The organism is Marinobacter sp. M5B, assembly GCF_042604615.1.
Taxonomy (GTDB): Bacteria; Pseudomonadota; Gammaproteobacteria; order Pseudomonadales; family Oleiphilaceae; genus Marinobacter; species Marinobacter salarius.
This window is the reverse complement of record NZ_CP156894.1, coordinates 3,159,974-3,185,730: the sequence shown is the minus strand read 5'-3', so window position 1 is coordinate 3,185,730 and position 25,757 is coordinate 3,159,974. Positions and strand designations below refer to the sequence as shown.

The 25,757-nt window shown below is 58.3% G+C and carries 26 protein-coding genes; 11 read left to right on the top strand and 15 right to left on the bottom strand.

The features are described 5' to 3' along the window. Window positions 1-9: 9 nt before the first annotated feature. From cmoB to AAGD24_RS14430, 5 genes are read right to left on the bottom strand one after another with little or no spacing between them, the layout of a single operon-like run. Window positions 10-1,005 (bottom strand): tRNA 5-methoxyuridine(34)/uridine 5-oxyacetic acid(34) synthase CmoB, encoded by a 996-nt coding sequence (cmoB, locus tag AAGD24_RS14450; protein WP_085679786.1) that lies wholly within the window; start codon window positions 1,003-1,005, stop codon window positions 10-12. 11 nt (window positions 1,006-1,016) lie between these two features. Further along, on the bottom strand, window positions 1,017-1,772 hold the full coding sequence (gene cmoA / locus AAGD24_RS14445) for a carboxy-S-adenosyl-L-methionine synthase CmoA (protein WP_036209747.1): 756 nt from the start codon (window positions 1,770-1,772) through the stop codon (window positions 1,017-1,019). Then, a complete protein-coding gene (locus tag AAGD24_RS14440) occupies window positions 1,765-2,136 on the bottom strand; it encodes a kinase (protein ID WP_075196529.1) in 372 nt (123 codons plus the stop codon). Before AAGD24_RS14440 ends, cmoA begins: the two co-directional genes overlap by 8 nt. A gap of 33 nt (window positions 2,137-2,169) precedes the next feature. Further along, complete coding sequence (locus AAGD24_RS14435) at window positions 2,170-3,171, bottom strand: serine/threonine protein kinase (RefSeq protein WP_127401719.1); 1,002 nt, start codon at window positions 3,169-3,171, stop codon at window positions 2,170-2,172. Window positions 3,172-3,180: 9 nt separating this feature from the next. Beyond that, entirely contained in the window at window positions 3,181-3,603 is a 423-nt protein-coding gene (locus AAGD24_RS14430; RefSeq protein ID WP_007154819.1) for a hypothetical protein, read from the bottom strand. Window positions 3,604-3,748: 145 nt separating this feature from the next. On the opposite strand from AAGD24_RS14430, the gene AAGD24_RS14425 reads away from it, so the two are divergent. Further along, complete coding sequence (locus tag AAGD24_RS14425) at window positions 3,749-4,864, top strand: NAD(P)/FAD-dependent oxidoreductase (RefSeq protein WP_085681973.1); 1,116 nt, start codon at window positions 3,749-3,751, stop codon at window positions 4,862-4,864. A 15-nt stretch (window positions 4,865-4,879) separates the two neighbouring features. Here the strand turns inward: AAGD24_RS14425 and AAGD24_RS14420 are convergent, their stop codons facing one another. After that, window positions 4,880-5,659 carry a ComF family protein gene (locus AAGD24_RS14420; protein ID WP_075196527.1) on the bottom strand — a complete coding sequence of 260 codons (780 nt, stop codon included), beginning with the start codon at window positions 5,657-5,659 and terminating at the stop codon, window positions 4,880-4,882. A 49-nt stretch (window positions 5,660-5,708) separates the two neighbouring features. Here AAGD24_RS14420 and bioB point away from each other — a divergent pair, with 49 nt between their 5' ends. The 9 genes from bioB to AAGD24_RS14375 all read left to right on the top strand — a co-directional run bounded on the left by bioB (window position 5,709) and on the right by AAGD24_RS14375 (window position 15,424). Beyond that, the gene (bioB, locus tag AAGD24_RS14415) at window positions 5,709-6,815 is read left to right on the top strand and encodes a biotin synthase BioB (RefSeq protein ID WP_143071122.1); all 1,107 of its coding nucleotides are present in this window, start codon (window positions 5,709-5,711) and stop codon (window positions 6,813-6,815) included. Between the two features lie 28 nt (window positions 6,816-6,843). Then, the gene (gene bioF, locus AAGD24_RS14410) at window positions 6,844-8,022 is read left to right on the top strand and encodes an 8-amino-7-oxononanoate synthase (protein WP_127401718.1); all 1,179 of its coding nucleotides are present in this window, start codon (window positions 6,844-6,846) and stop codon (window positions 8,020-8,022) included. Then, entirely contained in the window at window positions 8,019-8,771 is a 753-nt protein-coding gene (locus AAGD24_RS14405; protein ID WP_127401717.1) for an alpha/beta fold hydrolase, read from the top strand. Before bioF ends, AAGD24_RS14405 begins: the two co-directional genes overlap by 4 nt. Next, complete coding sequence (bioC, locus tag AAGD24_RS14400) at window positions 8,759-9,583, top strand: malonyl-ACP O-methyltransferase BioC (protein WP_127401716.1); 825 nt, start codon at window positions 8,759-8,761, stop codon at window positions 9,581-9,583. The genes AAGD24_RS14405 and bioC overlap by 13 nt, the downstream gene beginning before the upstream one ends. A gap of 19 nt (window positions 9,584-9,602) precedes the next feature. Next, entirely contained in the window at window positions 9,603-10,295 is a 693-nt protein-coding gene (bioD, locus tag AAGD24_RS14395) for a dethiobiotin synthase (RefSeq protein WP_127401715.1), read from the top strand. A 51-nt stretch (window positions 10,296-10,346) separates the two neighbouring features. Further along, a complete protein-coding gene (locus AAGD24_RS14390) occupies window positions 10,347-10,592 on the top strand; it encodes a flagellar biosynthesis protein FlgE (RefSeq protein ID WP_127401714.1) in 246 nt (81 codons plus the stop codon). An 88-nt stretch (window positions 10,593-10,680) separates the two neighbouring features. After that, the gene (locus AAGD24_RS14385; protein ID WP_226909942.1) at window positions 10,681-11,382 is read left to right on the top strand and encodes a putative metalloprotease CJM1_0395 family protein; all 702 of its coding nucleotides are present in this window, start codon (window positions 10,681-10,683) and stop codon (window positions 11,380-11,382) included. A 237-nt stretch (window positions 11,383-11,619) separates the two neighbouring features. Then, a complete protein-coding gene (locus AAGD24_RS14380) occupies window positions 11,620-13,419 on the top strand; it encodes an acyl-CoA dehydrogenase C-terminal domain-containing protein (protein WP_036209767.1) in 1,800 nt (599 codons plus the stop codon). 214 nt (window positions 13,420-13,633) lie between these two features. Continuing rightward, entirely contained in the window at window positions 13,634-15,424 is a 1,791-nt protein-coding gene (locus tag AAGD24_RS14375) for an acyl-CoA dehydrogenase C-terminal domain-containing protein (RefSeq protein WP_075196522.1), read from the top strand. Window positions 15,425-15,490: 66 nt separating this feature from the next. Here the strand turns inward: AAGD24_RS14375 and AAGD24_RS14370 are convergent, their stop codons facing one another. The 5 genes from AAGD24_RS14370 to leuS form a co-directional block, all read right to left on the bottom strand. Continuing rightward, window positions 15,491-16,126, bottom strand: coding sequence for an endonuclease (locus tag AAGD24_RS14370; protein WP_036209771.1), 636 nt, complete (start codon window positions 16,124-16,126; stop codon window positions 15,491-15,493). Window positions 16,127-16,314: 188 nt separating this feature from the next. Next, window positions 16,315-16,578, bottom strand: a complete 264-nt coding sequence (locus AAGD24_RS14365) for a hypothetical protein (RefSeq protein WP_007154806.1) — start codon at window positions 16,576-16,578, stop codon at window positions 16,315-16,317. 87 nt (window positions 16,579-16,665) lie between these two features. Further along, window positions 16,666-17,673 carry a DNA polymerase III subunit delta gene (holA, locus tag AAGD24_RS14360; RefSeq protein WP_041332415.1) on the bottom strand — a complete coding sequence of 336 codons (1,008 nt, stop codon included), beginning with the start codon at window positions 17,671-17,673 and terminating at the stop codon, window positions 16,666-16,668. Next, window positions 17,670-18,242 carry an LPS assembly lipoprotein LptE gene (gene lptE / locus AAGD24_RS14355; RefSeq protein WP_036209774.1) on the bottom strand — a complete coding sequence of 191 codons (573 nt, stop codon included), beginning with the start codon at window positions 18,240-18,242 and terminating at the stop codon, window positions 17,670-17,672. Before lptE ends, holA begins: the two co-directional genes overlap by 4 nt. Window position 18,243: 1 nt before the next feature. After that, complete coding sequence (gene leuS, locus AAGD24_RS14350; RefSeq protein WP_199480392.1) at window positions 18,244-20,829, bottom strand: leucine--tRNA ligase; 2,586 nt, start codon at window positions 20,827-20,829, stop codon at window positions 18,244-18,246. A 287-nt stretch (window positions 20,830-21,116) separates the two neighbouring features. On the opposite strand from leuS, the gene AAGD24_RS14345 reads away from it, so the two are divergent. Further along, complete coding sequence (locus AAGD24_RS14345) at window positions 21,117-21,665, top strand: zinc ribbon-containing protein (protein ID WP_007154802.1); 549 nt, start codon at window positions 21,117-21,119, stop codon at window positions 21,663-21,665. 174 nt (window positions 21,666-21,839) lie between these two features. Here the strand turns inward: AAGD24_RS14345 and lnt are convergent, their stop codons facing one another. The 4 genes from lnt to AAGD24_RS14325 are packed head-to-tail and all read right to left on the bottom strand — an operon-like array spanning window position 21,840 to window position 25,681. Beyond that, entirely contained in the window at window positions 21,840-23,390 is a 1,551-nt protein-coding gene (gene lnt / locus AAGD24_RS14340; protein WP_136633632.1) for an apolipoprotein N-acyltransferase, read from the bottom strand. Further along, on the bottom strand, window positions 23,380-24,231 hold the full coding sequence (locus AAGD24_RS14335) for an HlyC/CorC family transporter (protein WP_036209781.1): 852 nt from the start codon (window positions 24,229-24,231) through the stop codon (window positions 23,380-23,382). The genes lnt and AAGD24_RS14335 overlap by 11 nt, the downstream gene beginning before the upstream one ends. Next, window positions 24,228-24,701, bottom strand: coding sequence for an rRNA maturation RNase YbeY (gene ybeY / locus AAGD24_RS14330; protein ID WP_036209787.1), 474 nt, complete (start codon window positions 24,699-24,701; stop codon window positions 24,228-24,230). Before ybeY ends, AAGD24_RS14335 begins: the two co-directional genes overlap by 4 nt. Continuing rightward, window positions 24,698-25,681, bottom strand: coding sequence for a PhoH family protein (locus tag AAGD24_RS14325; protein ID WP_136633631.1), 984 nt, complete (start codon window positions 25,679-25,681; stop codon window positions 24,698-24,700). Before AAGD24_RS14325 ends, ybeY begins: the two co-directional genes overlap by 4 nt. Window positions 25,682-25,757: the final 76 nt, after the last annotated feature.

Genomic DNA, 25,757 nt, shown 5'->3' with positions numbered 1-25,757 from the left:
CGGACACCTTCAGGGCTTGTCCGCGATAACCGTCGCCCTTTTCGGACCCGGATAACCTTCCACGGTCTTCGTTGGGTCGTCCGGGTCGAGAAAGTCCTGCAGCGACTGGAATTGCATCCAGTCAGTGCTGCGTTGCTCCTCGATCGTGGTTTCTGTCACATCCACCACGCGGGCGTTGCAAAAACCGGTTCGGTCCAGCCAGCGCAACAGAGTGTCGCAGCTGGGCAGGAACCAGACGTTGCGCATCTGGCCGTAGCGGTCCTCCGGCATCAGGCTGTAACCTTCCGGCCCATCCGCTATCAGCGTTTCCAGCACCAGTTCGCCACCCGGGCGGAGTGTGTCTTTCAGTTCCAGTAAGTGATCAAGTGGTGAGCGACGGTGGTAGAGCACACCCATTGAGAAAGTGGTGTCGAATGCTTCCAGCTTTGGCGGCAGATCCTCTACGCGCACCGGGAGCAGATCAATGCGCTGCTCCTGGCCTGCATACTGTTTGACGCTGAGAAACTGGAACAGGAATAACAGTCCTGGGTCGATGCCAATCACCCGGCCGGCTCCTTCGCCCAGCATGCGCCAACAGTGATAGCCAGAGCCGCAACCGACATCCAGTATCTGCCGACCACTCAGGTCTGACAGGTAGGGAGCGACGCGGTCCCATTTCCAGTCAGAACGCCATTCGGTATCGATATAGGTGCCAAAGAATTCGAACGGGCCCTTACGCCAGGGCATCAGTCCTCGCAGCCCTTCTTCGAGCTTTGCACGGTCTTCTGTGCTGAGGGGCTGGTCGGAGTTCAGGGTAATGGCCGACTGGTTCAGGTTCGCCGTGGCATCACCAATGTGGGGCAGGGTGTCCAGAGCCCGGTTCCATCGGGCAATATCCCCATGAGGGTTGTCGTCAAAGCGCTTTTGTAGCTGTTGCTGCAGTTGCTTTCGCCAGCGCTCAAGGCCACGGCTATCAAGATCGTCAAGCAGCGGGGCAAAGCACCCCTGCCAGTTGAAGGTCGTCATGGAGGCTCCGTTCAGTGCGATTTAATGGCGAGCATGGAGACAAAGTTGAAACACTGGTACCACACCATAACCTGACTAAATCCTGCGTTTATCAGTCTCTCACGGTGTTCGGCCAGGGTTTCCGGTATCAGTACCTGTTCCAGGGCGGAACGCTTCTGACTGATCTCCAGGTCGGAATAGCCGTTGGCCCGTTTGAACTCGTGATGGAGTTGGGTCTGTGTCGATTGCTCGGAATCGGATTCAAAGCGAATTTTCTCGGAGAGGATCAGTACTCCGCCGGGCAGTGTGGCGTCGGCGATGCGAGCCATCAGTTCTGCGCGTCTGTCTGGCGCCACGAACTGCAGTGTGAAGTTCAGGGTGGTCACCGACGCGTTCTCAATCGGGGTGTCGAGGATGTCCTCGCACCGCAGCGAAACCGGCAATGGGTGGTCGTCCAGAGCAATATAATGCTCGCAACGCTCAATCATGGCAGCCGAGTTGTCCACGCCTGTAAGGGTGCAGTCGCGGTCCCCAATGCCATGGCGCATGGCCAGAGTGGAGGCGCCGAGAGAGCAGCCGAGATCGTAGCAGTGACTGCCCGGGCGGGCATACTGTTCGGTGATCACTTCAATCATCGGAATAATCGTGGTGTAACCCGGTACTGAGCGCCGGATCATGTCCGGAAATACCCGAGCCACCGATGTGTCAAACCGGAATTCTCCGGTTTCCCGTTCAGTGGCGAACAGACGGTCCAGCGCCTGGCCCGGTTTTTTGTTCCTGTCAGCCATTGTCTGCTGGCTCCTGGCCCTCATTGACAGGCCTGTCGTGTGCGGGTGTCGGGCCTCGGCTGCAGCGTACGCCCCGGTTCTTGTAATCAACGAGGATGCCCCGGAACTCCGGGTCCACATCGGCGGCGATGGCCAGATACCCCTGTTCGCAGACAGCGTGGAGTTCCGATGACTTGGGCGACATGCGGAACTCTTCGCCAGGTTTGATGTGAACGGCCTCAAATTCCCCCACCGGCACATGATCCTTATTCTCGGCATGATCAATCCGCCCGCTGGCCTCCAAAACCACGATGGTAACGATGATGGTGGCAATGGCAGTGACAATCAGGCTGCGGACGGTAAATCGGGCCTCACTTTGGCTCATCGGTTGGTCTCCGGTCTGTCGGTAATAGTGGCCTCAATATTGGCCGGGTACATGAATGGAAGGGGCCTGTAGCGCCGCCAGTTGTTCCCGAAGTGACAGGATCTGGTCGGACCAGAAACGCGGCTGGGCAAACCAGGGGAAGAAACGCGGGAAGGCCGGGTCGTCCCAGCGCTTGGCCAGCCAGGTGCAGTGGGAAATCTGCCGGAAGCAGCGCATGGGTTCAATCAGATGACGCTCACGACGATTGAAATCGCGGAACATCTCGTAGCCTTCCAGTAGTTCACCAAATTGCTGGCCACGTTCAACGTCATCACCGTTCAGTAACAGCCACAAATCCTGAATCGCAGGCCCGGTACGGCAATCGTCCAGGTCGACAAACAGCATCTGTTCCTCGCGGCAGAGGATGTTGCCGGCGTGGCAGTCACCATGAATTCTCAGGGAGTGCACCTCGCCAGCGTCATCGATCCGACGGGCGCAGTGGTCGACAAGATCGGGAATCAGCGAGTCCCACGCTGGCCGAAGGTCATCTGGAATCCAGCGGTTTTCCGTAAGGAACCGATTGTTATCCTCAATGCCCGAAAGAATCGACATAACCGGGCGATGGTTGAAGGGCTCAGTGTCACCGATATTGTGGAGCTGGCCCAGCCACTGGCCGAGGCGGTACAGGGTATCTGTCACGCTGGTGTCGGGCGCCTGCCCGCCCCGCTGCTGAAATACGGCAAACAGAAAGTCCCCGCAACGGCCCAGTGTATCGCCGGAGGGCATAGCCATGGGCGCCACGACCGGAATATCGGCGTTGAGCAACTGGACGGTAAACTGATGTTCTTCCCGGATCTGGGCTTCGCTCCAGCGCCCCGGACGGTAAAACTTGGCGATTATCGGTGGCTGGTCTTCAATACCAATCTGGTAAACACGGTTCTCGTAGCTGTTGAGGGCAAACAGGCGTCCACTGACCACAAATCCGGCGTCTTCCAGGGCATCAAGAATGGTATCGGGGGTAAGGGCGTCGTAAGGATGGCTGGAGGTTTCGGTCATAAATAAGGTTTAGTATCTCGAATTCTGTTGGGACTTCATGCTGGCGAGGTGATACCAGTTTTCGTCCAGTTCCCATCGCACCCGATCAATGCCAGACGCGCTGAGGACGATGTTGCCTGCCTGGGCCTGGACCTGGGCCAGTTCACGCTCGGCCCGTTGCCAGTCACGATCATTGTCTCCCAGGTTACGCATGCTCGGAAAAATGGTGGTGAGTGCTTCGTGCGTCGAGGTTTCATGGGAGCGCAGTGAGCTCATGATGGCGGTCCCTCCTTCAACCCGGAGAACGCGATGCTGATAAGGATAGTTGGCCACCATTTCATCGGCCTTCAGTGCCTGGTTCAGGCTGATGACTTCAAAGCCTCGCCAGCCAAGCCAGCCAACAAATATGGCCGCCACCAGCATTACAATAATAAACTGCTTCCTGTCAGACATCGGTTCCCTGCTCCGTGCACTCAATTCACGGCCAAGTATAACGTTTCGGGGGCGACACCGTAATGCGATTCGGGCTTTTTAGCCAACGAGCGTGTTGGTGATGCTGACAAACGATCGAAACACAACGCGGGTGACGTTAAAGCAGATGACAGGGCGAGACATAGTACAGGCAGATACCGTGGTCGTCGGTGCCGGCATTGTCGGCCTCGCAGTGGCCAGGACGCTGGCCAAGCAGGGCAGGGAGGTGCTGGTGCTGGAATCCGGCGCTCACTTTGGCGAAGGGGTGTCGTCCCGCAATAGTGAGGTTATCCATGCTGGGATCTACTATCCCGAGGACTCCCTCAAGGCCCGGTTGTGTGTTCGTGGTCGTCGGATGTTGTATGAGTACTGTCAGACCCGTGGCATCGACCACCGCAAAACCGGCAAGTGGATTGTGGCCAATGGCGCGTCGCAGGTGGAGAGGCTCGACACTATCGCCAGTCAGGCCCTTCGCAACGGTGTTCCGCTCCAGCGGGTAACCCGCAGGGCCCTGCGGGTGTCTCTGCCGGACGTGACCGCCCAGGAGGCGTTGTACTCACCGGAAACGGGCATTGTAGACAGTCATGGTGTGATGCTGTCGTTGCTGGGAGAGCTGGAGGACTACGGTGGCCATTTGGTCCGCCAGGCGCCTGTAGAACATGCGGCGACCTGTGACGGAGAGCATCGGTTGCAGGTTGGAGGGCCGGCGCCCTGTGAGCTCAGGGCGCAACGGGTGGTGAACGCAGCCGGCCTCGGAGCAGTACCATTGGCCACGAGCTGGCAGGGAGTGCCAGCGGATATCGCGCCCCGCCAGTGGCTGGCCCGAGGTGTCTACTTCAGCTATTCCGGTCGCCACCCCTTCCGTTCATTGGTATACCCGATCCCTGAACCAGGCGGCCTCGGCGTTCACCTGACGCTTGATCTAGCGGGCCAGGCTCGATTCGGGCCCGATGTTGAATGGATAGAGCGAGTGGACCTCTCGGTTGACCCCGGTCGGGCAAGGTCGTTTGCTGAAAGTATTCGCCGTTGGTGGCCAGCATTGGACGAGTCCCGCCTGCAGCCCGCCTATGCCGGCATTCGTCCCAAGCTTGCTGGCCCGGATGGTGGGTTTGCGGATTTCCGGATCGCCGGAGAACGTCGGCACGGTGTTGCCGGACTGGTGCACCTGTTCGGCATTGAGTCGCCGGGATTAACGGCTGCTTTGGCCATTGCGGATGAAGTGGCAGGGCAGCTCGCCGACTAATGCGTTTGCATACCTTTATCCGGGGGTTCTTGCCAGCGCCCAGATCTGAACCTCCCTGGCGCCGGCCTCAAGCAGCACTTCAGTCAGGCTTCGTGCAGTGGCGCCGGTGGTGACCACGTCATCAACGATGGCAATGCTGGCCGGTGGTATACGGGTAACCTGGTAGATTCCCCGCAGGTTGGCCAGGCGCTCTTCGCGGTTCAGTCCTCGTTGTGGCCGGGTGCGCCGGTTCCTGACGACAAGGTCAGCGCTCCAGGGAATGCCCGATTGACGGCTGATGTGCTCTGCAATATCCGCCGCTTGATTGAATCCTCGTTTTCGTCGACGGGCCGGATGCATCGGGCTGGCCAGAAGCAGGTCCGGCGTGCGTTCAGGATGGGTCTCCAGCATCAATGTCAGATGAGTGCTCAGATCCTGGATCAGGGGGCGGGCATAGGCGCGTTGGCCATTGTATTTGTAGCGCTGGACCATACCGTCAACCGGGAATCGATAGCGCCAGGGCGCGACGATTCGGCTGAAGGGCGGTGGGTCTTTCAGGCACTGACCGCAGATGAGTTCATCGCCAGCGTAGGCGATAGGCAGTGCGCAGCAGCGGCAGTGCGAGTGGTTGGCGGGCAAGTCCTGCCGGCAGGGAGTGCAGAGCCCGAAATGGGCATGCGGTTCCAGGCAGGCCACGCATTGCCCGCCGCGCAGCTGAAATAAGCCCTTGATGCTGATTTGAGCGCGCGGAATCCGTTTCGCGCTGTTAACCTTTGGTGTCATCAAGGTTGACAGCGATTTCAGTCCCTTTATCATCTGTTCAATCCGTAAACCAGAATCCCGGTAAAGTTAACAGGACTGAATCATGACTGCCACCGCACACGCCGATGCACCCTCTATAGCGCCTTCTGCCGCGCCTTCTACCTCACCGCGCCACGATTGGACCATGCAGGAAGCCCGTGCGTTGTTCGAACTGCCATTCAATGACCTGGTGTTCCGGGCTCAGAGCGTCCATCGTGAGCATTTCGACCCGAATGAAGTGCAGATCAGCACGCTCCTGTCCATCAAGACCGGTGCCTGCCCGGAGGACTGTAAATACTGTCCCCAGAGCGGTCATTACAACACCGGCCTGGAAAAGGAAAAACTGCTGGAAATTGAAAAAGTGGTTGCTGAAGCCAAGGCCGCCAAGGCAAAGGGCGCGTCCCGTTTCTGTATGGGGGCGGCCTGGCGTAGCCCGTCGAAGAAAAACATGGAATATGTCGTGGATATGGTGCGCCAGGTTAAATCCCTGGGCCTGGAAACCTGCATGACCCTCGGCATGTTGGAGCAGGAACAGGCCGACGAGCTGGCCGAAGCCGGGCTGGATTACTACAACCACAATCTGGATACGTCCGAAAAGTACTACAGCCATATCATTACCACCCGCACCTATCAGGACCGGCTGGACACCCTCGAGAATGTCCGTAATGCAGGCATGAAAGTATGCTGCGGCGGCATCGTGGGCATGGGCGAAGACCCTGACGATCGTGCTGGCCTTCTGGTTCAGTTGGCGAATCTGCCCCACCATCCGGAGAGCGTGCCGGTGAACATGCTGGTGAAGGTGGCAGGAACGCCGATGGAAAATGTGGAAGATCTGGACCCGTTCGACTTTATCCGTACCATCGCTGTTGCTCGGATCATGATGCCTGCCTCGCACGTGCGATTGTCTGCGGGCCGTGAAAATATGAATGAGCAGATGCAGTCCCTGTGCTTCCTCGCTGGTGCGAACTCGATTTTCTATGGCGAGAAGCTGCTGACGACCGCCAACCCCGAGGCGGATGCGGACCGCGAGTTGTTCAAGCGTCTGGGCATTCGGCCTGAAGAGCGCGAGCAGTCCTGCACCGAACAGGAAGCGGAAGAAGCTATCGTTGAAGCGGTCGAATACGAACAGACCCGTCACATGTTCTACGATGCCACCCGTGAGTCTGCATAGGCAGGCAGCATGTCTGTGAGGGCTGGCCATGCGTGACTTTGCAGCAGAGCTGGAAGAGCGAAAACAGGCGGGGCTATACCGTACCCGCCGCCAGATCAGCGGCCCCCAGCAGCCCGCGTTGGTTTCCGATGGCGTGCCGCTACTGTCGTTCTGCAGCAACGATTACCTGGGGCTGGCGAATCACCCCGGGATTATCAAGGCTGCCACTGAGGCCATGCCAAACACCGGTTTTGGCGGTGCCGCTTCGCATCTGATTTGCGGTCACCACGATGCCCACCACCAACTGGAACTGCGGCTAGCGGAATTTACCCGCCGCAGTGCTGCGCTGTTTTTTTCGACCGGCTACATGGCCAATATGGGCGTTATCTCTGCGCTGGCTGGCCGTGGCGATACCATCTTCTCTGATCGCCTGAACCATGCCTCCATCATCGATGGTTGTGTTCTCAGCCGCGCCAGGGTGCGTCGTTATCGCCACGGTGATATGAGTGCCCTGACTGACATGCTTGCCGCTACCGGTGGCCACAAGTTGGTGGTGACAGACGGCGTATTCAGCATGGACGGGGATATCGCACCATTGAGGGAGTTGGCGGCACTGTGCCGGGCGCACGAGGCCCTTCTGGTGGTGGATGACGCCCATGGTTTGGGCGTCCTGGGGCCCCAGGGGCGGGGCAGCCTGATGGAGCAGGGATTGTCCGAGGAGGACGTGCCCATATTGATCGGCACCCTGGGAAAGGCTGTGGGCACCAGTGGCGCCTTTGTGGCTGGCCCGCAGCTGTTGATGGATTTCCTGGTACAGAAGGCCCGCACCTATATCTACACCACCGCCATGCCTCCGGCCATCGCTCTGGCCACCTGTGCCAGCTTTGACCTGATCGAACGGGAAGATAGCCGTCGCAGTCACCTGCAGATGCTGATCTCAGAGTTTCGCCAGGAGGCATCGGCACTGGGCTATGAGTTGATGCCATCGCGCACACCAATTCAGCCAATCATGGTGGGCGACAACTGGGCAGCCCTGGCATTGAGCCAGGCCCTGGAGGAGAGGGGGCTAATGGTTACGGCGATCAGGCCGCCGACTGTGCCGGAAGGCCAGGCTCGTTTGCGGGTCACCTTCAGCGCTGCGCACTCTTCGGAAGACCTGGCAACGTTGCTGTCCGCATTGGCGGACTGCCGTTCACTACTGAACAGGCCCTCTGCAGAGGTGGTATGAACGCTGTGGAATCACGAATCCCGCTGGTGGTTGTGGGTGGTTGGGGTGTCGATGCCGCCATGTTGCTTCCGTTGTTTGATCGTTGGCCAGGGGAGATTCATCTGATATCGCTGAACGACGCCCTGATGTCCCGATGCGACTCGGTCACGGGGGTGGCGGATTATCTGCTGGAGCGTTATCCGTGCCCGTCAGTTTGGGCGGGTTGGTCCCAGGGGGCGCAGGTGGTAATGGCGGCTGCCTCACGCAGTTGTCCCCAGGTCCGCAAGGCAATCACTCTGGCGGGGTTTCCCCGCTTTGTGGCTGGGGAGCAGGGGTCCACAGGGATGGAAGTGGATACTTTTGAGACATTCCGGGAACAGGTGTCGCAAAACGCCGGCCTTGCCTGGCGGCGCTTTCAGCGACTTTTGATTCACGGCAGCCATGATGAGTCGCAAGCCCGGCAGGAACTGCGCCCCTGGCTTGCGCGAGGGCCTTCTGTCAGCGACGTGAACCTGGTTCGGGGCCTGGACTGGTTGGGCAGCGAAGATCAGCGGTCTCTGTGGGGTGCTTTACCAGTGCCGACGCTGCATCTTCAGGCGAGCAACGATGTGGTCGTTGAATGTTGGGAGCACTCGTTTCATCCGTCTCCAGCCGCCAAGGTCGTTAGGGTAGCCGGTATGACCCATTGGCCTCGAGGGCAGGCGCTTTCGCGTTGCCATGACGAAATCCTTCAGTTTGTTTTCGGCAAGGAGGTTGAATGGACCCTGTAACATCCAATATCCACGACTGGGTGCCTCCGAAATCCACAATTGCCCGCGATTTCGGCTCAGCTTCCCATACCTACAATCCCGCTGCCCGGCTGCAGCGCTATATGGGCCAGGTCTTGCTGGACCAGTTGAAGGAAGGGCTGCATCAGGCCCAAAGCGCAGATGGACTCCAGATACTCGATCTGGGTAGCGGCACTGGGTGGTTTACAGGGCAGTTGGCGTCGATTCCGGGGAGCCAGGTGACCGGCGTTGATATTGCTGCGGGAATGCTTCGTTACGCCCGATCTGCCAACCCGAGCGGCATTCGGTGGATCGAGGCGGATGCCGAGGCGTTGCCGTTGCCGGATAACAGTGTGGACGTGGTCTTCAGCAATTTGATGATTCAGTGGTGCCGTGACCCGGCCGGTGTGCTTGCTGAATGCCGCCGGGTTCTGCGCCCAGGCGGTCGGCTACTGGTGTCGACATTGCTGGAGGGTACCCTCGACGAACTTCGGGAAGCATGGCACCGGGCAGACCCCGGGCACCAGCATGTGAATCGTTTTGAATCGGAAGCGCGTTTTCGGGAGCAGGCATTTGAAACGCTCCCGGCTCCGCAACTTGCGATCGAGACCATTTCACTGGATTATCCCTCGCCGCTGGCTCTGCTGGCGGAGCTCAAGGCTATCGGCGCCGGGTACAAAGGCGCCTCGCGGCGGCAAAGCGCGACCGCGCCTGGCCGTTTGCGGGCCATGTGCCGTTATTATCCGCGAGACGGGGAACGCCGGATACAGGCCACTTACACATCGGCATGGCTGGGTTGCCGTCTGCCGGACTGACATGGGGATTCATTGATCTATGGCCAGAAAGAGTTACTTTGTGACGGGTACCGACACCGGCGTGGGGAAAACGCTGGTGTCTGCTGCGATTCTTGAGGCGGCCGCTACCCTGGGGAAGAAAACGCTTGCGATGAAACCGGTGGCGTCTGGTTGCGACGAAACACCGGAGGGGCTGCGCAATGAAGATGCGCTGATACTGATGGAGTCCATGTCGGAACCGTTGCCTTACGATCAGGTGAACCCGGTAGCCTTACAGCCCGCCATCGCGCCCCATGTGGCAGCTGCCCAGGCGGGTCGGCACCTCACGGCGGAACGGCTGGTCGGATTTTGCCGCGGGTTGCAGATGCGTCCCGCGGATTTACTGTTGGTGGAGGGTGCCGGCGGCTGGCGGGTACCACTCAATGATCGTGAAACATACGCCGCCATGCCTGTCGCTCTGGGTATGCCTGTCATTATGGTGGTACCCCTGAAACTGGGCTGTATCAACCATGCACTGTTAACCGCTGAAGCTATCCGCCGTGATGGCTTGCCTGTCGCAGGCTGGGTGGCCAATCGGCCGGACCCCACGGCCATGAACTGTGAGCAGGAAACCCTCGATTATCTGATTCAGAACCTGCCCGCGCCATGCCTGGGGGTGTTGCCATGGCAGAAGCGTGCCGACCCGAAGGAGCTGGCCGAAGCCCTGGATGTTGCCGTTTTGTTTGAAAATTGACCAAATTTGTGGCTTACTGGTGTCAATATATGGTCATTGGGCTGCGCGGTTATGATCAGCAATACATTAGGCATTGGTATTCAGGGTATCCAGGACGGCATGCAAGGCATGGAAAATGCCGCCCGCAGGATTGCCCGTGGCGGTGTTGATGGCCCCCAGGGCACGGCAGAAGGTGTCGGTGGCCTCGCGGAACCGATCATTGATCTGAAACTGTACGAGCGCAGCGTTGAAGCCTCGGCCCAGGTAGTGAAAACCGCCGACGAAACCCTGGGAACGCTTCTGGATATTACTGCCTGAACCCTCTCAGGGCGTCCGAGCCCTGTTCAGGTCCTTTGGATTCGACGGCCAGTCTGCTGACATGATGATTTCGGGCTCCCTTCCGTCAATGGCTCCTGCCTTTCCTGCGCCTTCCGTTGGCTCGGGAGACGCAGCTGCGGGTGCCCCTCTCCGGCCATCTTCGGATGAATCACCTTCATCTCGAACATCTCCTGAAACCTCCGGGTCCGGCCGCGTAGCTGACGATAATGCTGCGGAGGATCGTACCCGCTCGCAGGGTTCCAGCGTAGAGGATGCTCAGGGCCTGGATGAGGCAGAGCTGAAACAGCTTACGGAACTGAAAGCCAGGGACCGTGAGGTTCGTGCCCATGAGGCAGCCCATCAGGCGGTTGGCGGCCAGTACGCCGGTTCCATTTCCTACGTCTATGAACGGGGCCCCGACGGTGCCCAGTACGCTGTTGGTGGCGAGGTCTCGATCAGCACCTCGCCCGTGCGGGGAGATCCCCAGGCGACAATCGATAAAATGCGTGTGGTCAGGGCCGCAGCGTTGGCGCCGGCAGAGCCTTCCCCACAAGACCGGGCAGTGGCGGCAGAGGCCATGCAGTTGATGCTGCAGGCACAAGCTGAACTCTCCTCAGAGTTGGGTCGCACTGACGAGTCCGGGCAATCTGAAGTGTCCGAGGACCAGGCGGGTGACGAAAGCAGTGCAAAGCAGTCGCAGGAAGCGACGAATGCCTATCAGGTCATCTCCGGCGTCGGGAGCAATGATGTAAGCGCCAATCCCTCTTCATCCTTCCGGGCAACAGCCTGAAAACAAGCTGCTTTTTAGTCTAAAACCTCCCCGTGTGCTTAAGCCATCGGTACACATTCGCGACAAAACACAACACAAATTTTGATTGCGCCTATTGACAATTCTGTGCCTCTAAACGTATGTTTCAAACAAGTGTTTTATTGGCGTTCAGCTTCTCTTGCTGAGCGTATGAGTAAATCCCGAGGCTGAGTGTTGTGACCGTGTCGCAGCTGAGACCGAAAACCTGAGGTGGATTCCATGCCTGACTACAAAGCGCCCCTGCGTGACATTAAATTCGTAATGAACGAGCTGCTGGACAGCGAGCAGCACTACGCCAATCTGGAAGGCGCCGAAGATGCAACTCCGGATATGGTCGATGCCATCATCGGGGAAGGTGCCAAGTTCTGTGAGCAGGTTCTGTCTCCGCTGAACCAGGTGGGCGATAAAGAAGGCTGCACCTGGAGCGAAGACGGCGTGAAAACGCCAACCGGCTTCAAAGAGGCCTATCAGCAGTACGTGGAAGGCGGCTGGCCGTCCATGACCGCTGATCCCAACTATGGTGGCCAGGGCCTGCCGCACTCCCTTGGCCTGGTAATGAGCGAGATGGTGGGTACCGCCAACTGGTCCTGGGGCATGTATCCCGGCCTCAGCCACGGTGCGACCAACACCATTGAAGCCCACGGCACTGAAGAGCAGAAGCAGACTTACCTCACCAAGCTGATCAGCGGTGAGTGGACCGGCACCATGTGTCTGACCGAGCCTCATTGCGGTTCCGACCTGGGCACGCTGCGTTCTAAGGCCGAGCCCAATGCAGACGGCACCTACAGCATCACCGGCACCAAGATCTTCATTTCCGCTGGTGAGCATGACATGGCCGAAAACATCGTCCACATTGTGCTGGCCCGGCTGCCAGGCGCTCCTGAAGGTACCAAGGGCATTTCCCTGTTTATCGTGCCCAAGCTTCTGCCGAATGACGACGGCTCTTCCGGTGAGCGCAATGCCGTTTCCTGTGGTTCCATCGAGCACAAGATGGGTATTCACGGCAACGCCACTTGTGTGATGAATTTCGACGGCGCCAAAGGCTGGCTGATCGGGCCTGAGAACAGGGGCCTGAACTGCATGTTCACCTTTATGAATACGGCGCGTATTGGTACCGCGATCCAGGGTCTGGGTGCTGCTGAGCTTGGCTTCCAGGGCTCCCTGGCCTACGCCAAAGACCGTCTGGCCATGCGCTCGCTGAGTGGTCCGAAGAACCCCGAGGGTATCGCTGACCCGATTATCGTTCACCCGGATGTTCGTCGCATGCTGCTGAGCCAGAAAGCGGTTGCAGAAGGCGCCCGTGCTCTGATTTACCTGACCGCACAGCAGGCTGATATCGTTCACAGCGGTAAGACCGAGGAAGATCGCAAAGCGGCTGATGAAGCCCTGGGCTTCCTCACCCCGATCGCCAAGGCGTTCCTGACCGAGATCGGTTACGAAGCAGCCAACCTGGGTATGCAGGTATTCGGTGGTCACGGGTTTATCTCCGAGTGGGGTATGGAGCAGAACGTTCGTGATTCCCGTATCGGCATGATCTATGAAGGCACCACCGGTATTCAGGCGCTGGATCTTCTCGGTCGCAAAGTACTGATGACCCAAGGTGAATCCCTGAAAGGTTTCACCAAGCAGGTTCACGTGTTCTGCAAGGAAAACGCCGACAACGAGCAGTTGAAAGAATTCGTTGAGCCGTTGGCCGCCATGAACAAGGAGTGGGGCGAACTGACCACCAAGGTTGGCATGTCCGCCATGAAGAACCGCGAAGAAGTTGGCGCGGCCTCCGTGGACTACCTGATGTACTCCGGTTACGCTGTTTTCGCCTATCTTTGGGCCCGTATGGCCAAGGTGGCGCTGGACAAGATGGTGGAAGGTACCACCGAGGAAATGTTCTATAACGCCAAGGTTCAGACAGCGCGCTTCTACTTCAAGCGCATGCTGCCGCGGGCCAAAGGGCATGCGGAAAGCATGCTGGCGGGCTCAGACAGCCTGATGGACATGCCGGAAGAAGCCTTCGCCCTCTAAGGCGGGTTTCACGGAACTCTAAAAGCCCGCTCTCCCAGGAGGCGGGCTTTTTTGATGACATGGCCGCCGGTGCTCCATGAGTTGGGGGCTCCGATAGGGTAGAATAGGCCACCATAAATATAACCTGTGCGGACACATAGCCGAGGAAGTGATCAGGGCCGAAGGTCCATCGTTGTTCACTTCGCAGACTGACTGAATTGTGGAGAGTTTTGAGATGGCTGATTATCAGGCACCTTTACGTGACATGCGCTTTGTCCTGAATGAAGTATTTGATGCGCCGGCTCTTTGGGCGTCTCTGCCCAAAGTGGCAGAGAACGTTGACCCGGACACTGCCGATGCCATTCTGGAAGAAGCCGGTAAGATTACCAGTGGTGTGCTGGCTCCTCTGAACCGCGAGGGCGATGAGCAAGGCTGTAAGTGGAATGACGGCGACGTGTCCACACCCGAGGGGTTTCGCGAGGCCTACCAGACCATCGTTGAGGGTGGCTGGAACGGCCTGGGCGGCAACCCGGAGTTTGGCGGTATGGGCATGCCAAAAACTCTGGTTGCCCAGTTTGAGGAGATGATGCAGGCGGCCAACATGGCCTTTGGCCTAGCCCCGATGCTGACGGCGGGCGCCTGCCTGGCCCTGGACGCCCATGGCAGTCAGGAGCTCAAGGAAAAATACCTGCCTAATATGTACGCGGGTACCTGGTCAGGCGCTATGGACCTGACGGAACCTCATGCGGGCACGGATCTGGGGATTATCCGCACCAAGGCCGAGCCTAATGGCGATGGCTCCTTCAGTGTAACGGGCACCAAGATTTTCATTACTTGGGGCGAGCACGACATGGCGGAGAACATCATCCACCTGGTGTTGGCGAAGCTGCCGGATGCGCCCAAGGGCCCCAAGGGGATTTCCCTGTTTTTGGTGCCCAAGTTTGCAGTCAACGAAGACGGCTCCCTTGGCGAGCGCAATAGCCTGAGCTGCGGTTCCCTCGAGAAAAAAATGGGCATCAAGGGGTCCGCTACTTGCGTGATGAACTTCGACGGCGCCAGGGGCTGGCTGGTTGGCGAGGAGAACAAGGGACTGGCCGCCATGTTCACCATGATGAACTATGAGCGTCTGGGCGTGGGCATCCAGGGTGTTGGTGCTGCTGAAGCATCGCTGCAGAGTGCTCGTGAATACGCTCTGGAGCGTATCCAGAGCCGAGCTCCCACGGGTGCCCAGCAGCCGGAAAAAGCTGCGGACCCGATCCTGGTCCACCCTGATGTGCGCCGCATGCTGCTAACCATGAAAGGGTATGTGGAAGGAGGGCGCGCGTTCTCTACCTATGTTGCTCAGTGGCTGGATATCGCCAAGTATTCCGACGATGACGAGCGCCGCAAGCATGCCGAGGGCATGGTGGCGCTGTTGACACCGGTAGCGAAGGCTTTCCTGACCGATCGTGGCCTGGACGCTTGTATCATGGGCCAGCAGGTTTTCGGCGGTCACGGCTTTATCCGGGAGTGGGGCCAGGAACAACTGGTTCGCGACTGCCGCATAACGCAGATCTACGAAGGCACGAACGGCATCCAGGCGCTGGACCTGATGGGTCGGAAAGTGGTCGGCAGCCAGGGCAAGCTTTATGAGCTATTTGCTGAGGACGTGGCCACCTTCATCGAGGAAAACAGCAGCGACGAAAACCTGCGCCCCTACCTGGAGCCACTGGCAGCAGCATTTGAGCGCCTGTCGGATGTGACTGAGCATGTGATCAAGCAGGCTGGGGATAACCCGGACGCTGTGGGCGCGGCCTCCGTGGACTACCTCGACCTGTTTGGCCTGACAGCTCTTGGCTATATGTGGGCCAAAATGGTTAAAGTGGCGGCACCGAAGGCCGATGGCGACACCTCCGGCTTCTACACCGGCAAGGTGAAGAGCGCACGCTTCTATTTCGACCGATTGCTGCCGAAGACCGTCGCACTGGCTGAGGGCATTCGCAGTGGTAGCGACTCAATGATGGCGCTGACGGCTGAGGAGTTCTGAGTAGTCAGCAGTGAACAAAAAAGGCAGGCCCGCGGGCCTGCCTTTTGTGCTGCTCTATATACTCGCTTACAGGTTTTCTATCCGGCCCGGATCAAGGACAAACGGATTTTCGTTACCCTGGATGTCGGCCACCTGGCGATGGCGGACAAGCTCTCGATCATCCGGTGGATCGATCTGGTTCCAGCTCTTGAACACCCGGGAAGCGCCTGCCCAGGGCAGGTCATAGGTGTCCACCATATAGGCAACCGTGCGGGCGATATCGCCTTTTACCTTTTGCGGGGGTTCAAAAAACTGCGCGCTCTCGCGAATTCCGCACTCGTCCGGGCTGCTTGCATTGCCCAATTCTTCGTAAATCGCGTTTCTCCGGGACATTTCAATGCGACTGCGCACGGGGACCATGTTATGAAGGTCCGATGCAATCTGCCGGTATCTGTCGTCATCGTCGCATTGGCTGCTGGTGCCGCACCCAAGTGCATTGCGAACTTCTGCCAGAGGGTAGACATAGCCTTCCGTAAGGACAAAGCCTTTACTTTTGAAGGGTGTGTCACAGAAGAAGGAGTTGCCGCCCTGGGCATAAAGGTTGCCCCAGAACTCGTTTTTTACAACGGTGTCCGGGTCACTGAAGCGGGTGTTCTGGCTGATGACGAGAGACGGGATAAGCAAGGCCGCCAGTGCGACCAAAACAACGTTTTTAGTTTTCATAGGCCATTTATACCTCTCAGCGCGTGACAGCGCCTTTGCTGATCGGGCCAGGAAAGGAAGTGGTTAGATCTGGCCGGTCAGAAAAATGACGGTTTATTCATTTATAATTGAGAAGTATGACACAGAGGCTTCAAAGGGAGAGAGCCTCTGTGTGGCTATTTGTTGCATTATGTTAACTGGTTAACACTTCACTTCTTTCGGTTGCGCAGATTCTGGTAACCCGTTCTCAAATCTTCGCCCAGCTTATGAGCGGTCTGGCGAGCCTCTTTTGATGCATCTTCGGCGTCGTGAAGGATGTGATCGAGTTTGCTCCGAAACCGTTCCCAGTCCTTCTCCAGATCGTCCCACTCGTCTTTCACGTCTTCATGGGCCAGATGCATCTGAACCCGTGCTTCGTCACGGTACTGTTTAATCTTTTCGGACAGTTTTTTCAGTTCGTCCTGGAAGCTCATATCACGCACCTCCTTTAACAGTTAACAACTATACGATGCTACTGAATATCGAAAACTGTCAAGCCGGATGACGGCCATTTCGCGGAGTCAGGCGGGTCTTGCAAGCAAGGTGATCAGGTCTTGCAGGTAATGCCAGGGGGAGAGCGTATCAAAGCCTTTGGCGGCCCTGTCGGTGGTGCTGCATAGTTCCAGTGCGGTATTGAGCTGGTGGCGGTTCAGGCGTCTCGCCGCTTGTTCAACGGCCTTTGCGCGCTGGGGCTGGAACACGCCGCGCTTCTTGAGGAAGCCGGCAGTATTCTCCCGTTTGGCCGCGGCGATATTCAGCTCCATGGTGAGGTTCAGGTCCCGTGTCAGTACCGCCAGCAATCCCAGCGGGTTCTCGCCTTCCTGCTGCAGTACCCCGACGATTTTGCGAGCGTGGGCGGCCCGGCCCGCGAGGAGTTCTGTCACCAGCTCAAAACCGTTGAAGCGGGAGCTGTCCTGAACAGCCTGTTCGACGGTGTCTTCGTCGATGGTGGCGCCGGTGCCCAATAACGCCAGGCGATCCAGTTCCTGACTTGCCGCCAGGAGGTTGCCCTCGAGGCGTTCCGCCAGGATGTCCAGTGCGCCGCGGGTAAGGCTGAGGCCATGGTTGCGAGCCCGCTGTTGCAGCCAACCCGGGAATTTATCAGTATCAATGGGCCATACCGGCACGTGTACGCCTTTGTCCTGCAATTCCTTGTACCACTTCCGGCGGGTTTCGGCGGCATCCAGCCGTGCGCTGATCAGTAGCAGCACAATGTCGTCAGGAGGATTCTGCAGCACGCTTTCAAGAACGGCGCGGCCATCACCCAATTTGCCGGTAGGCAGGTGTATTTCGATACGGCGTTTTTCGGCAAACAGCGATAGCGCACCAAACTCCTCGCCCACGCGGTTCCAGTCCAGCTGCTGGTCGGCGTGGAAGGTTACCCGGTCCTGATAGCCCGCTTCCCGCGCAGTCTTCCGGATCTGGTCGCAGCATTCCTGAACCAGTAGGGGCTCATCGCCTGACACCAGGTAAACAGGTGACAAGCCTTTCTGGAGAAGCTGGGGTAGCTGGTGGGCCTGGGTCTTCATGGTTGGCCACTGTCTTGATCGCGGGTCTGTTCCGCTTCCTGTTTCAGCCGGTCAATGCGATCCCGGTCAAGGGGCGCCAGGCGAAAGATAATTTGCTGGGCCAGTCGGTCATAGAGTTGCTCCTGGAGGGCTTCCTCTTCCCTTTGCTTGGCCAGCACATTGGATTCGTCGTAGCGATAGGTTTCACTGCTATTCAAGTCGGTTGGGGCGATCAGAGGAACCTTGTCGGAGGTCAAAACCTCAATATCGACCGTTTGCCGCAACGTATACTCGGCAGCCGCGGCGCGCACGGTGATGGCGCTGGCACGACGTTCCCGGCGGAAATTGCTGATGTTGAGCACATAATCGGCTTTTTCGGAGGGCTGAAGGTCGATGTTGCCCAGAGACAGCTGTTCCTTCACCGAGCCACACAGCTGTTCTGGCACATCGCCGGAGCAATCAACAGCCAGCGGCTGCAATGCGGACGACACCGGCGGGGCGCCCCGTAGCTGAAACCCGCACCCTGACACCAGAAGTGACAGGGCGAGACCAGCCGGAAGTATCTTGGGTAGGCTCGCCGGGAGGTTCATATCAGTTCGCCACCACGTTCACCAGTTTACCGGGCACAACGATGACCTTTCGCACGGTTTTGCCCTCGGTGAAACGGACAACGTTCTCGTTCTCGAGTGCCAGAGCTTCCAGTGCGCTCTTCTCGATGTTCGCTGGGACGTCGGCTTTTGCCCTGACTTTGCCATTCACCTGCAGGACAACCTGAATCTCGCTGCGAACCATGGCGTCCTTGTCCGCCTCCGGCCAGGGTGCGTCAACCACAGGCTCGTCGTGACCCAGTGCGTGCCACAACTGGTGACAGATATGGGGAACGATTGGAGACAGGACGAGTACCGCGGTATCCAGCGCTTCCTGGCGAACCGCCAGGCTCTGGGGCTCATTGTCGGTCAGTTTGCTGACATCGTTGAGCAGTTCCATCACCGCTGCGATGGAGGTGTTGAACGTCAACCGTCGGCTGACATCGTCGCTCACCTTGGCAATAGTCTCATGGGTCTTGCGACGAAGATTGCGCTGACCTTCACTGAGGCCGGTGGTATCCAGGGCAGGAACCATTCCGCTTTCAGTGTGTTCGCTGACCATACGCCACAGGCGTTTGAGGAAACGGTGGGCACCCTCAACACCGCTGTCGGACCATTCCAGTGACTGCTCTGGAGGCGCCGCAAACATCATGAACAGACGCACGGTATCGGCACCGTGCTCATCGATAATAGCCTGGGGGTCAATGCCGTTGTTCTTGGACTTGGACATCTTGGTGACACCACCGGCCACCACCGGTTGTCCGTCGTCCTTGTGAACGGCGCGCACGACCTGACCCTTGTCGTCTTTCTCAGTAACGACATCCGCTGGCGAGATCCAGATTTTTGCACCGTTATCGTCTTCACGATAATAGGTTTCGGCCAGCACCATGCCCTGGCACAGAAGGCGGTTAAAGGGCTCGGAACTGTTGACCAGCCCCACATCCCGCAGCAGCTTATGGAAGAAGCGCGCATAAAGCAGGTGCAGAATGGCGTGCTCGATGCCGCCGATATATTGATCCACCGGCAGCCAGTAGTTGGCGGCAGCCGGGTCCAGCATGCCCTTGTCGTAGTTGGGGCTGCAGAAGCGGGCGTAGTACCAGGACGACTCCATAAAGGTGTCAAAGGTGTCTGTTTCCAGCGTGGCCGGTTGGCCTTCAAAGCTGGTCTTTGCCCATTCCGGATCTGCCTTGATGGGAGATTGGACGCCGTCCATCTCCACGTCTTCGGGCAGTGTGATCGGCAACTGATCGTCCGGTACCGGGCGTTCGGTGCCATCGTCCAGGGTCATCATCGGGATTGGAGCGCCCCAGTAGCGTTGGCGCGACACGCCCCAGTCCCGCAGGCGATAGTTGACCGTGCGCTTGCCAATACTGCTTTCTTCCAGATGATCGGCGATTGCGTCAAACGCCTCGGCACTGGTCAGGCCGTTGTACTTTCCAGAGGATACCAGAACACCTTTTTCGGTGAAGGCGCGCTCCTGAACATCGATTTCGCGGCTGTCTGTGGCGGCGATAACCTGCTTTATGGGCAGGCGATACTTGAGCGCGAACTCGTGGTCACGGTCATCATGGCCGGGCACCGCCATCAATGCGCCAGTGCCATACTCCATGAGCACGAAGTTGGCGACGTAAACGGGAATCTCTTCCTGCGTCAGCGGGTGAATGGCCTTGTAACCGGTATCAATGCCTTTCTTTTCCATGGTTGCCATATCGGCTTCGGCAACCTTGCTGTTACGGCACTGCTCGACAAATTCAGCAACCTCGCGATAGCGCTCGGAAGCGGCCTTGGCAATGGGGTGCTCGGCGGCCACGGCCATGTAAGTCACGCCCATGAGCGTGTCCGGGCGGGTGGTGTAGACGTCCAGCGCGTCCTCGCGGCCTTTGAGGGGGAAGGTCAGCTCGGTACCCACGGATTTGCCAATCCAGTTACGCTGCATGGTCTTGACCTGCTCAGGCCAGTCCTCCAGCTCGTCCAGATCATTCAGCAATTCTTCGGCGTAGTCGGTAATGCGGATAAACCACTGGGGAATCTTTTTCTGCTCGACCAACGCGCCGGAGCGCCAGCCACGGCCATCAACCACCTGTTCATTGGCCAGCACCGTCTGGTCGATTGGATCCCAGTTGACGGTGGACATCTTCTTGTACACCAGGCCTTTTTCGTAAAGGCGGGCGAAGAACCATTGCTCCCAGCGGTAATAATCCGGCTTGCACGTCGCCAGCTCGCGGTTCCAGTCGTAACCGAAGCCCAATTGCTTGAGCTGGTTTTTCATGTAGGCAATATTGGCGTGGGTCCACTTCGCCGGCGCGGTCTTATTGGCAATGGCGGCGTTCTCAGCGGGCAGACCGAACGCGTCCCAGCCCATGGGCTGCATGACGTTCTTGCCCTGCATACGCTGGTAACGGGAAATGACGTCGCCGATGGTGTAGTTGCGCACGTGCCCCATGTGCAGTTTGCCGCTGGGGTAGGGGAACATGGACAGGCAGTAGTATTTGGGTTTGCCCGGTTCTTCCTTCACCGTAAACGTGTTGTTTTCTTCCCAATAGGTACGGGCTTGTTGTTCAACATCGCGCGGATTGTATTGCTGGTCCATTCCTGCCATTACCAAAGTTACCCTTTATCAGACCGTATCAAAAAAGATGTGCGAAGAGGCCGGACATTCTAACGCACACAAGGCTTAACAGGTAGTCTGCCAATTTGCCGATACTGTGCCATGCTTGGGGTGAAGGCGGGCAGGTGCGGCTGACTGGGACACGCCGTGAATACGTCCCTGTAGGCTCGTAAAAAACATCCCTGTTTTTGTCAAGCGTACAGGGATGTATTCACAGCGTGCCCTGATCAGCCATAGCCACTCCGACCGTACACCATGAGGGAGCAGTCATGACCGAACCAGAACGCAATCATCTCTCAGGCAGGGCTCTCGAGGCCTACGACCGCATGCTGGAGCGGGTCCAGGCCCGGCTCAGTGATATGGAGAATACCACTCGCGATACCCTGAAAGAGGAAATCGAGCGGGCGGTGGAGTTTGAGTATGAACTAGCAGAGATGACCCGCGAAGAAGCGGACCTGCTTGGCGCGTATCTGCAGCGGGACCTCGAACACCTGCTGCATTTCGTGGAAGAAACCGGCGAAGGCCTGAAGGAATGGTTGCAACTGGATATCTCACTGCTCGAGCACCAGTTGGCGGATATGCTGTTCTCGGTAGCGGACAAAACCCGACTGGATACGCTGGAGCTGAACCAGAAATTGGAAAACCACGAGCCTAGCCAGTATATCAGCGGCGAAGTGGCCACGGCCGGCATGTTCAAATGCCTGAACTGCAGCCACATGCGCTGCCTGACCGCAACCAGCCATCTGGAACCCTGTGACGCCTGCGGCTCCCACTACTACGAACGCGTCACCAGCCGCTGGCCACGGAAGTCAGAATAGATACAGGCCGAGCAAAAGGCGTTCAGCACAGAACCGGAGCGGCCATGGGGTGGGGGTCCCTTTTCTGCCAGAAAAAGGTGTCCGAGCAAAGCGAGTTCTTTTTCCAAAGAAAAGGGCCCCCACCCCGTGGCCAGGCGCCATTCAGGCAGGCTGCGAACCCGCCCCCAGGATAAATCAGTTCCGCGGAATCACCCGCTCCCGAACAAACACAATAAGAATCGCCGCCAGCGTCAACACCGGCCAGGACCCGGATTGCATGTAGGGCGTATTGCCCTCAGCCGCATAGACCTCACCTGTCATTACCGCACGCTCAAACTGCGGGATGGTTTCGGTGATCTGGCCCTTCTCGTCAATAATGGCCGTTACACCATTATTCGTGCCCCTCAGCATATAACGACCGGTTTCCAGTGCCCGCATGCGGGCGATTTGTAGGTGTTGCAGCGGGCCAATGGAATCGCCAAACCAGCCATCGTTGCTGATGGTCAGCAGCATGCCACTGTTGCGGGCATTGGTGGCGACGAAGTCCGGGTAAGCCACTTCGTAGCAAATAAACGGCATGATCCTGATGCCATTGGCCTCAAGTGGCGACTGATTGGAAGGGCCGCGACTGAAACTGGACATGGGCAGGTCAAAAAAGCCGATCAGACCGCGAAGCCACTGCTGGAGCGGCACATACTCACCGAAAGGCACCAGCTTCTGCTTATGGTAGATGCCGCCGCCGCTACCGATGGCCATGATGCTGTTGTGGTACGTAAAGTCTTCAATGCGGTCACTGAAGCCGTACCAGGGGATGCCGGTAATCAGTGTGCTGCTCTCTCCCAGTTCCTCACCGATGTGGTCGATGATTTTGCCAGCCTGGTCCTGGGGAATCGGAATAGCGGTTTCCGGCCACAGAATCAGGTCGGTATCCCAGTGGCCTTCAGTCAGCTCCAGGTATGCGACGATCTGGTCCCGGAGGAAGTCCGGGTCCCACTTGATTTGCTGGGGAATGTTGCCCTGCATCGCGACAAACGTGGTTGGTTCTGTCTGCAGGGTCGTCCATTGTGCCTGGGAAAAGGCCGGGCCGGTTACCCAGGGCAGCAGCACCACACCTGCGATGAGCGCCGTGCTGGCATGGCGGGCTTTCCGGGTCAGCCACCAACAGCCTGGAATTGCGCAGCCGGTTACCGTCACCCAGAACGTAAGCCCGTGAACGCCCGTTAAGGGGGCGAAGCCGGCCAGAGGCCCATCAACGTGGGCGGTGCCCAGGTACAGCCAGGGAAACCCTGTCAGTAGCCAGCCCCGGACCCAGTCACAGAGTATCCACACCGCCGGAAACAGGATCAGCCGCCTGACCGCGTTGTTTTTGGCAAGTTTTCCCCAGGCCCAGAACGCCAGACCATGGAAAAGAGCGAGTCCCGACACAAAAATAACGGTGAGTATGATCGCGAGTGGAACGGACGTATTGCCGTGTTCACTGATGCTGATGTAGACCCAGCTTGCGCCGGTACCGAACAGCCCCAATCCGACCAGCCAGCCAGCCCGAAACAGCTTTTGCGGGGCGAGCGGCAGGCAGCAAAACAGTATCAGCGCGACCGACAACGGCCCCAGCCACCACCAGTTAAAGGGTGAAAAGGTGAGTGTTTGCAAGGCCCCGGCAACGAGCAGAGTGGCCGCTCGCAGCCAGGCGTGCTCGGACAGGGCGGATGTCAGTTCGGAGGTTCGGGCCGTTGTATTACTGGTCATCACCACGCGTTACCTGCAGCAGACGGATAACACGGTTATCGGCGTTGGCAATGGTGAACTGCAATCCGCCAAACTCAACCGACTCGCCCCGTCTGGGCAGATGGCCGAATTCCTTGAGTACAACGCCGCCAATGGTGTCGAACTCCTCTTCGTCCAGCTCGGTCTCGAAGAATTCGTTAAAGTCGTCGACGGGGGTGACGGCCTTCACGGCGTATGTGCCATCGCCGCGGGCCTTGATGTGGGTTTCCTCGTCGAAGTCATGTTCGTCTTCGATTTCGCCCACGATCTGTTCCAGCACATCCTCAATGGTGATCAGGCCGGCTGTACCACCGTATTCGTCAACCACAATGGCCATGTGGTTGCGGGTTTCCTTGAACTCTTTTAATAGCTGGTTCAGGCGCTTGCTCTCCGGTACGAACGTGGGAGGGCGAAGAATCTCGCGGATGCGGGTCCAGTTGAGGTCGTTGTTCAGGGCCAGAGGGAGCAGGTCCTTGGCGAGCAGTACGCCAATGACATCGTCCTGGCTGTCGCCAATGACCGGGAAGCGGCTATGGGCAGATGAAATGATTTCGCCCAGGAACTCTTTCGGGTCCTGGGATGCCTTGACGGTGACCATCTGGGAGCGGGGAATCATGATTTCATCCACCCGCATGTCGATCACCTGCATGGCACCTTCGATGATGCTCATGGCATCGGTATCGATGATTTCCTGGGACTCGGCGTCCCGCAGGATTTCCAGCACGTCCTCGACGGACTCAGGCCCGCTGGAGAAGGCCTGTGATATACGCTCCAGCCAGGACTTGTTGCTGCCCTGACTGCGACTCGACTGATCGTCGTTCATGAGTCTTTTTCCGTTTCCTCTGTCTCGTAAGGATTGCTGAACCCGAGCTGCGCAAGCAGCCGGATCTCGAGGGCTTCCATGACCTCGGCATCATTGTCTTCAATGTGGTCGTAGCCCTGAAGGTGCAGCATACCGTGCACCACCATATGGGCCCAGTGTTCCGTCAGTGTTTTATGCTGCTCGGCTGCTTCTTTTTCAACAACCGGGGCACAAATGATCAGATCACCGGCCAACGGAACCGTTATACCGGCTGGCGCCTCAAATGGGAAGGACAGTACATTGGTTGGCCCTGATTTCCCGCGATACTGGCTGTTCAGCTCGGCGCTCTCATCACTGGCAACGATACGGATCGTCACCTCGGATGGATTCTCACCCAACCATGCGGCCCGGGCCCAGCGCTCAAACTCGATGTCATCTGGCGCCTCGGGTACCTCGATGGCCCGCTGCAAGTCCACTGTCAGTTCACTCACTGGCCTGTGGCGCTCCCGTCGTCAAAGGAATCGTAAGCCTCGACAATCCGCTGCACCAATGGGTGACGCACCACATCGCGGGCCTCGAACCGTGTGAAGCCAATACCGGACACCTTGCTCAGCACACCGGCCGCATGGATCAGGCCGGAATTCTGCCCGCGGGGAAGATCCACCTGGGTGGTGTCACCGGTGATCACGGCAGTGGAACCAAACCCGATCCGTGTCAGGAACATCTTCATCTGTTCGCGGGTGGTATTCTGGCTCTCATCCAGAATGATGAACGAATTATTGAGCGTGCGGCCGCGCATGAAAGCTAGCGGCGCGATCTCAATCACGCTTTTTTCGATCAGCCGCGTTACATGATCAAAGCCCAGCATTTCGTAGAGGGCGTCGTAGAGGGGGCGCAGGTAAGGGTCCACCTTCTGGGCCAGGTCACCCGGCAGGAAGCCGAGTTTTTCGCCGGCTTCCACGGCCGGCCGGACCAGCAGGATGCGCTTCACCTGTTCGTCTTTCAGTGCCTCAACTGCGCACGCCACCGCCAGCCAGGTTTTGCCGGTACCGGCGGGGCCAATGCCAAAATTCACATCGTGGGTACGGATGTTGTGCACGTATTTCTGCTGGTTCTCGCCTCTGGGCTTGGCCTGCAGTTTCGGGGTTTTGATGACGGTGACGGCGCCCTTGTAGGGCACATCCTCCGCCAGCCGTTCGAACCCGGTCTCGCGGATAAACAGGTGAACCATGTCCGGCGAGATATCATCGTTGGCTTCGGTTTCCCGATAAAGGTGCCGGACAACTTCCGTAGCGGCTGCCACGTGTTCAGTTTCACCTTCCACCCGGAAATGATGGCCACGGCGGCCAATTTTGACGTTCATGCGCCGCTCAATGTGCTTCAGGTGCTCATCAAACTGGCCGCAGAGGGTGGTCAGCCGGCGTTGGTCTACCGGGTGTAGGTCGAATTGTCGGTGATCGTTGGCGTTCAAAAGTGCTCCGTTTGTTTACTCCCGTGGATTCAGGGAGCGGGTATGTCATGAATTGTGCAATCGGGCGCTGGCCGGA

What these genes read in the sequence shown, in the direction of transcription:
- cmoB (WP_085679786.1), bottom strand. Translation starts at nt 1,005, where the DNA reads ATGACGACCTTCAACTGGCAGGGGTGCTTTGCCCCGCTGCTTGACGAT.
- cmoA (WP_036209747.1), bottom strand. Translation starts at nt 1,772, where the DNA reads ATGGCTGACAGGAACAAAAAACCGGGCCAGGCGCTGGACCGTCTGTTC.
- AAGD24_RS14440 (WP_075196529.1), bottom strand. Translation starts at nt 2,136, where the DNA reads ATGAGCCAAAGTGAGGCCCGATTTACCGTCCGCAGCCTGATTGTCACT.
- AAGD24_RS14435 (WP_127401719.1), bottom strand. Translation starts at nt 3,171, where the DNA reads ATGACCGAAACCTCCAGCCATCCTTACGACGCCCTTACCCCCGATACC.
- AAGD24_RS14430 (WP_007154819.1), bottom strand. Translation starts at nt 3,603, where the DNA reads ATGTCTGACAGGAAGCAGTTTATTATTGTAATGCTGGTGGCGGCCATA.
- AAGD24_RS14425 (WP_085681973.1), top strand. Translation starts at nt 3,749, where the DNA reads ATGACAGGGCGAGACATAGTACAGGCAGATACCGTGGTCGTCGGTGCC.
- AAGD24_RS14420 (WP_075196527.1), bottom strand. Translation starts at nt 5,659, where the DNA reads ATGATAAAGGGACTGAAATCGCTGTCAACCTTGATGACACCAAAGGTT.
- bioB (WP_143071122.1), top strand. Translation starts at nt 5,709, where the DNA reads ATGACTGCCACCGCACACGCCGATGCACCCTCTATAGCGCCTTCTGCC.
- bioF (WP_127401718.1), top strand. Translation starts at nt 6,844, where the DNA reads ATGCGTGACTTTGCAGCAGAGCTGGAAGAGCGAAAACAGGCGGGGCTA.
- AAGD24_RS14405 (WP_127401717.1), top strand. Translation starts at nt 8,019, where the DNA reads ATGAACGCTGTGGAATCACGAATCCCGCTGGTGGTTGTGGGTGGTTGG.
- bioC (WP_127401716.1), top strand. Translation starts at nt 8,759, where the DNA reads ATGGACCCTGTAACATCCAATATCCACGACTGGGTGCCTCCGAAATCC.
- bioD (WP_127401715.1), top strand. Translation starts at nt 9,603, where the DNA reads ATGGCCAGAAAGAGTTACTTTGTGACGGGTACCGACACCGGCGTGGGG.
- AAGD24_RS14390 (WP_127401714.1), top strand. Translation starts at nt 10,347, where the DNA reads ATGATCAGCAATACATTAGGCATTGGTATTCAGGGTATCCAGGACGGC.
- AAGD24_RS14385 (WP_226909942.1), top strand. Translation starts at nt 10,681, where the DNA reads ATGGCTCCTGCCTTTCCTGCGCCTTCCGTTGGCTCGGGAGACGCAGCT.
- AAGD24_RS14380 (WP_036209767.1), top strand. Translation starts at nt 11,620, where the DNA reads ATGCCTGACTACAAAGCGCCCCTGCGTGACATTAAATTCGTAATGAAC.
- AAGD24_RS14375 (WP_075196522.1), top strand. Translation starts at nt 13,634, where the DNA reads ATGGCTGATTATCAGGCACCTTTACGTGACATGCGCTTTGTCCTGAAT.
- AAGD24_RS14370 (WP_036209771.1), bottom strand. Translation starts at nt 16,126, where the DNA reads ATGAAAACTAAAAACGTTGTTTTGGTCGCACTGGCGGCCTTGCTTATC.
- AAGD24_RS14365 (WP_007154806.1), bottom strand. Translation starts at nt 16,578, where the DNA reads ATGAGCTTCCAGGACGAACTGAAAAAACTGTCCGAAAAGATTAAACAG.
- holA (WP_041332415.1), bottom strand. Translation starts at nt 17,673, where the DNA reads ATGAAGACCCAGGCCCACCAGCTACCCCAGCTTCTCCAGAAAGGCTTG.
- lptE (WP_036209774.1), bottom strand. Translation starts at nt 18,242, where the DNA reads ATGAACCTCCCGGCGAGCCTACCCAAGATACTTCCGGCTGGTCTCGCC.
- leuS (WP_199480392.1), bottom strand. Translation starts at nt 20,829, where the DNA reads ATGGACCAGCAATACAATCCGCGCGATGTTGAACAACAAGCCCGTACC.
- AAGD24_RS14345 (WP_007154802.1), top strand. Translation starts at nt 21,117, where the DNA reads ATGACCGAACCAGAACGCAATCATCTCTCAGGCAGGGCTCTCGAGGCC.
- lnt (WP_136633632.1), bottom strand. Translation starts at nt 23,390, where the DNA reads ATGACCAGTAATACAACGGCCCGAACCTCCGAACTGACATCCGCCCTG.
- AAGD24_RS14335 (WP_036209781.1), bottom strand. Translation starts at nt 24,231, where the DNA reads ATGAACGACGATCAGTCGAGTCGCAGTCAGGGCAGCAACAAGTCCTGG.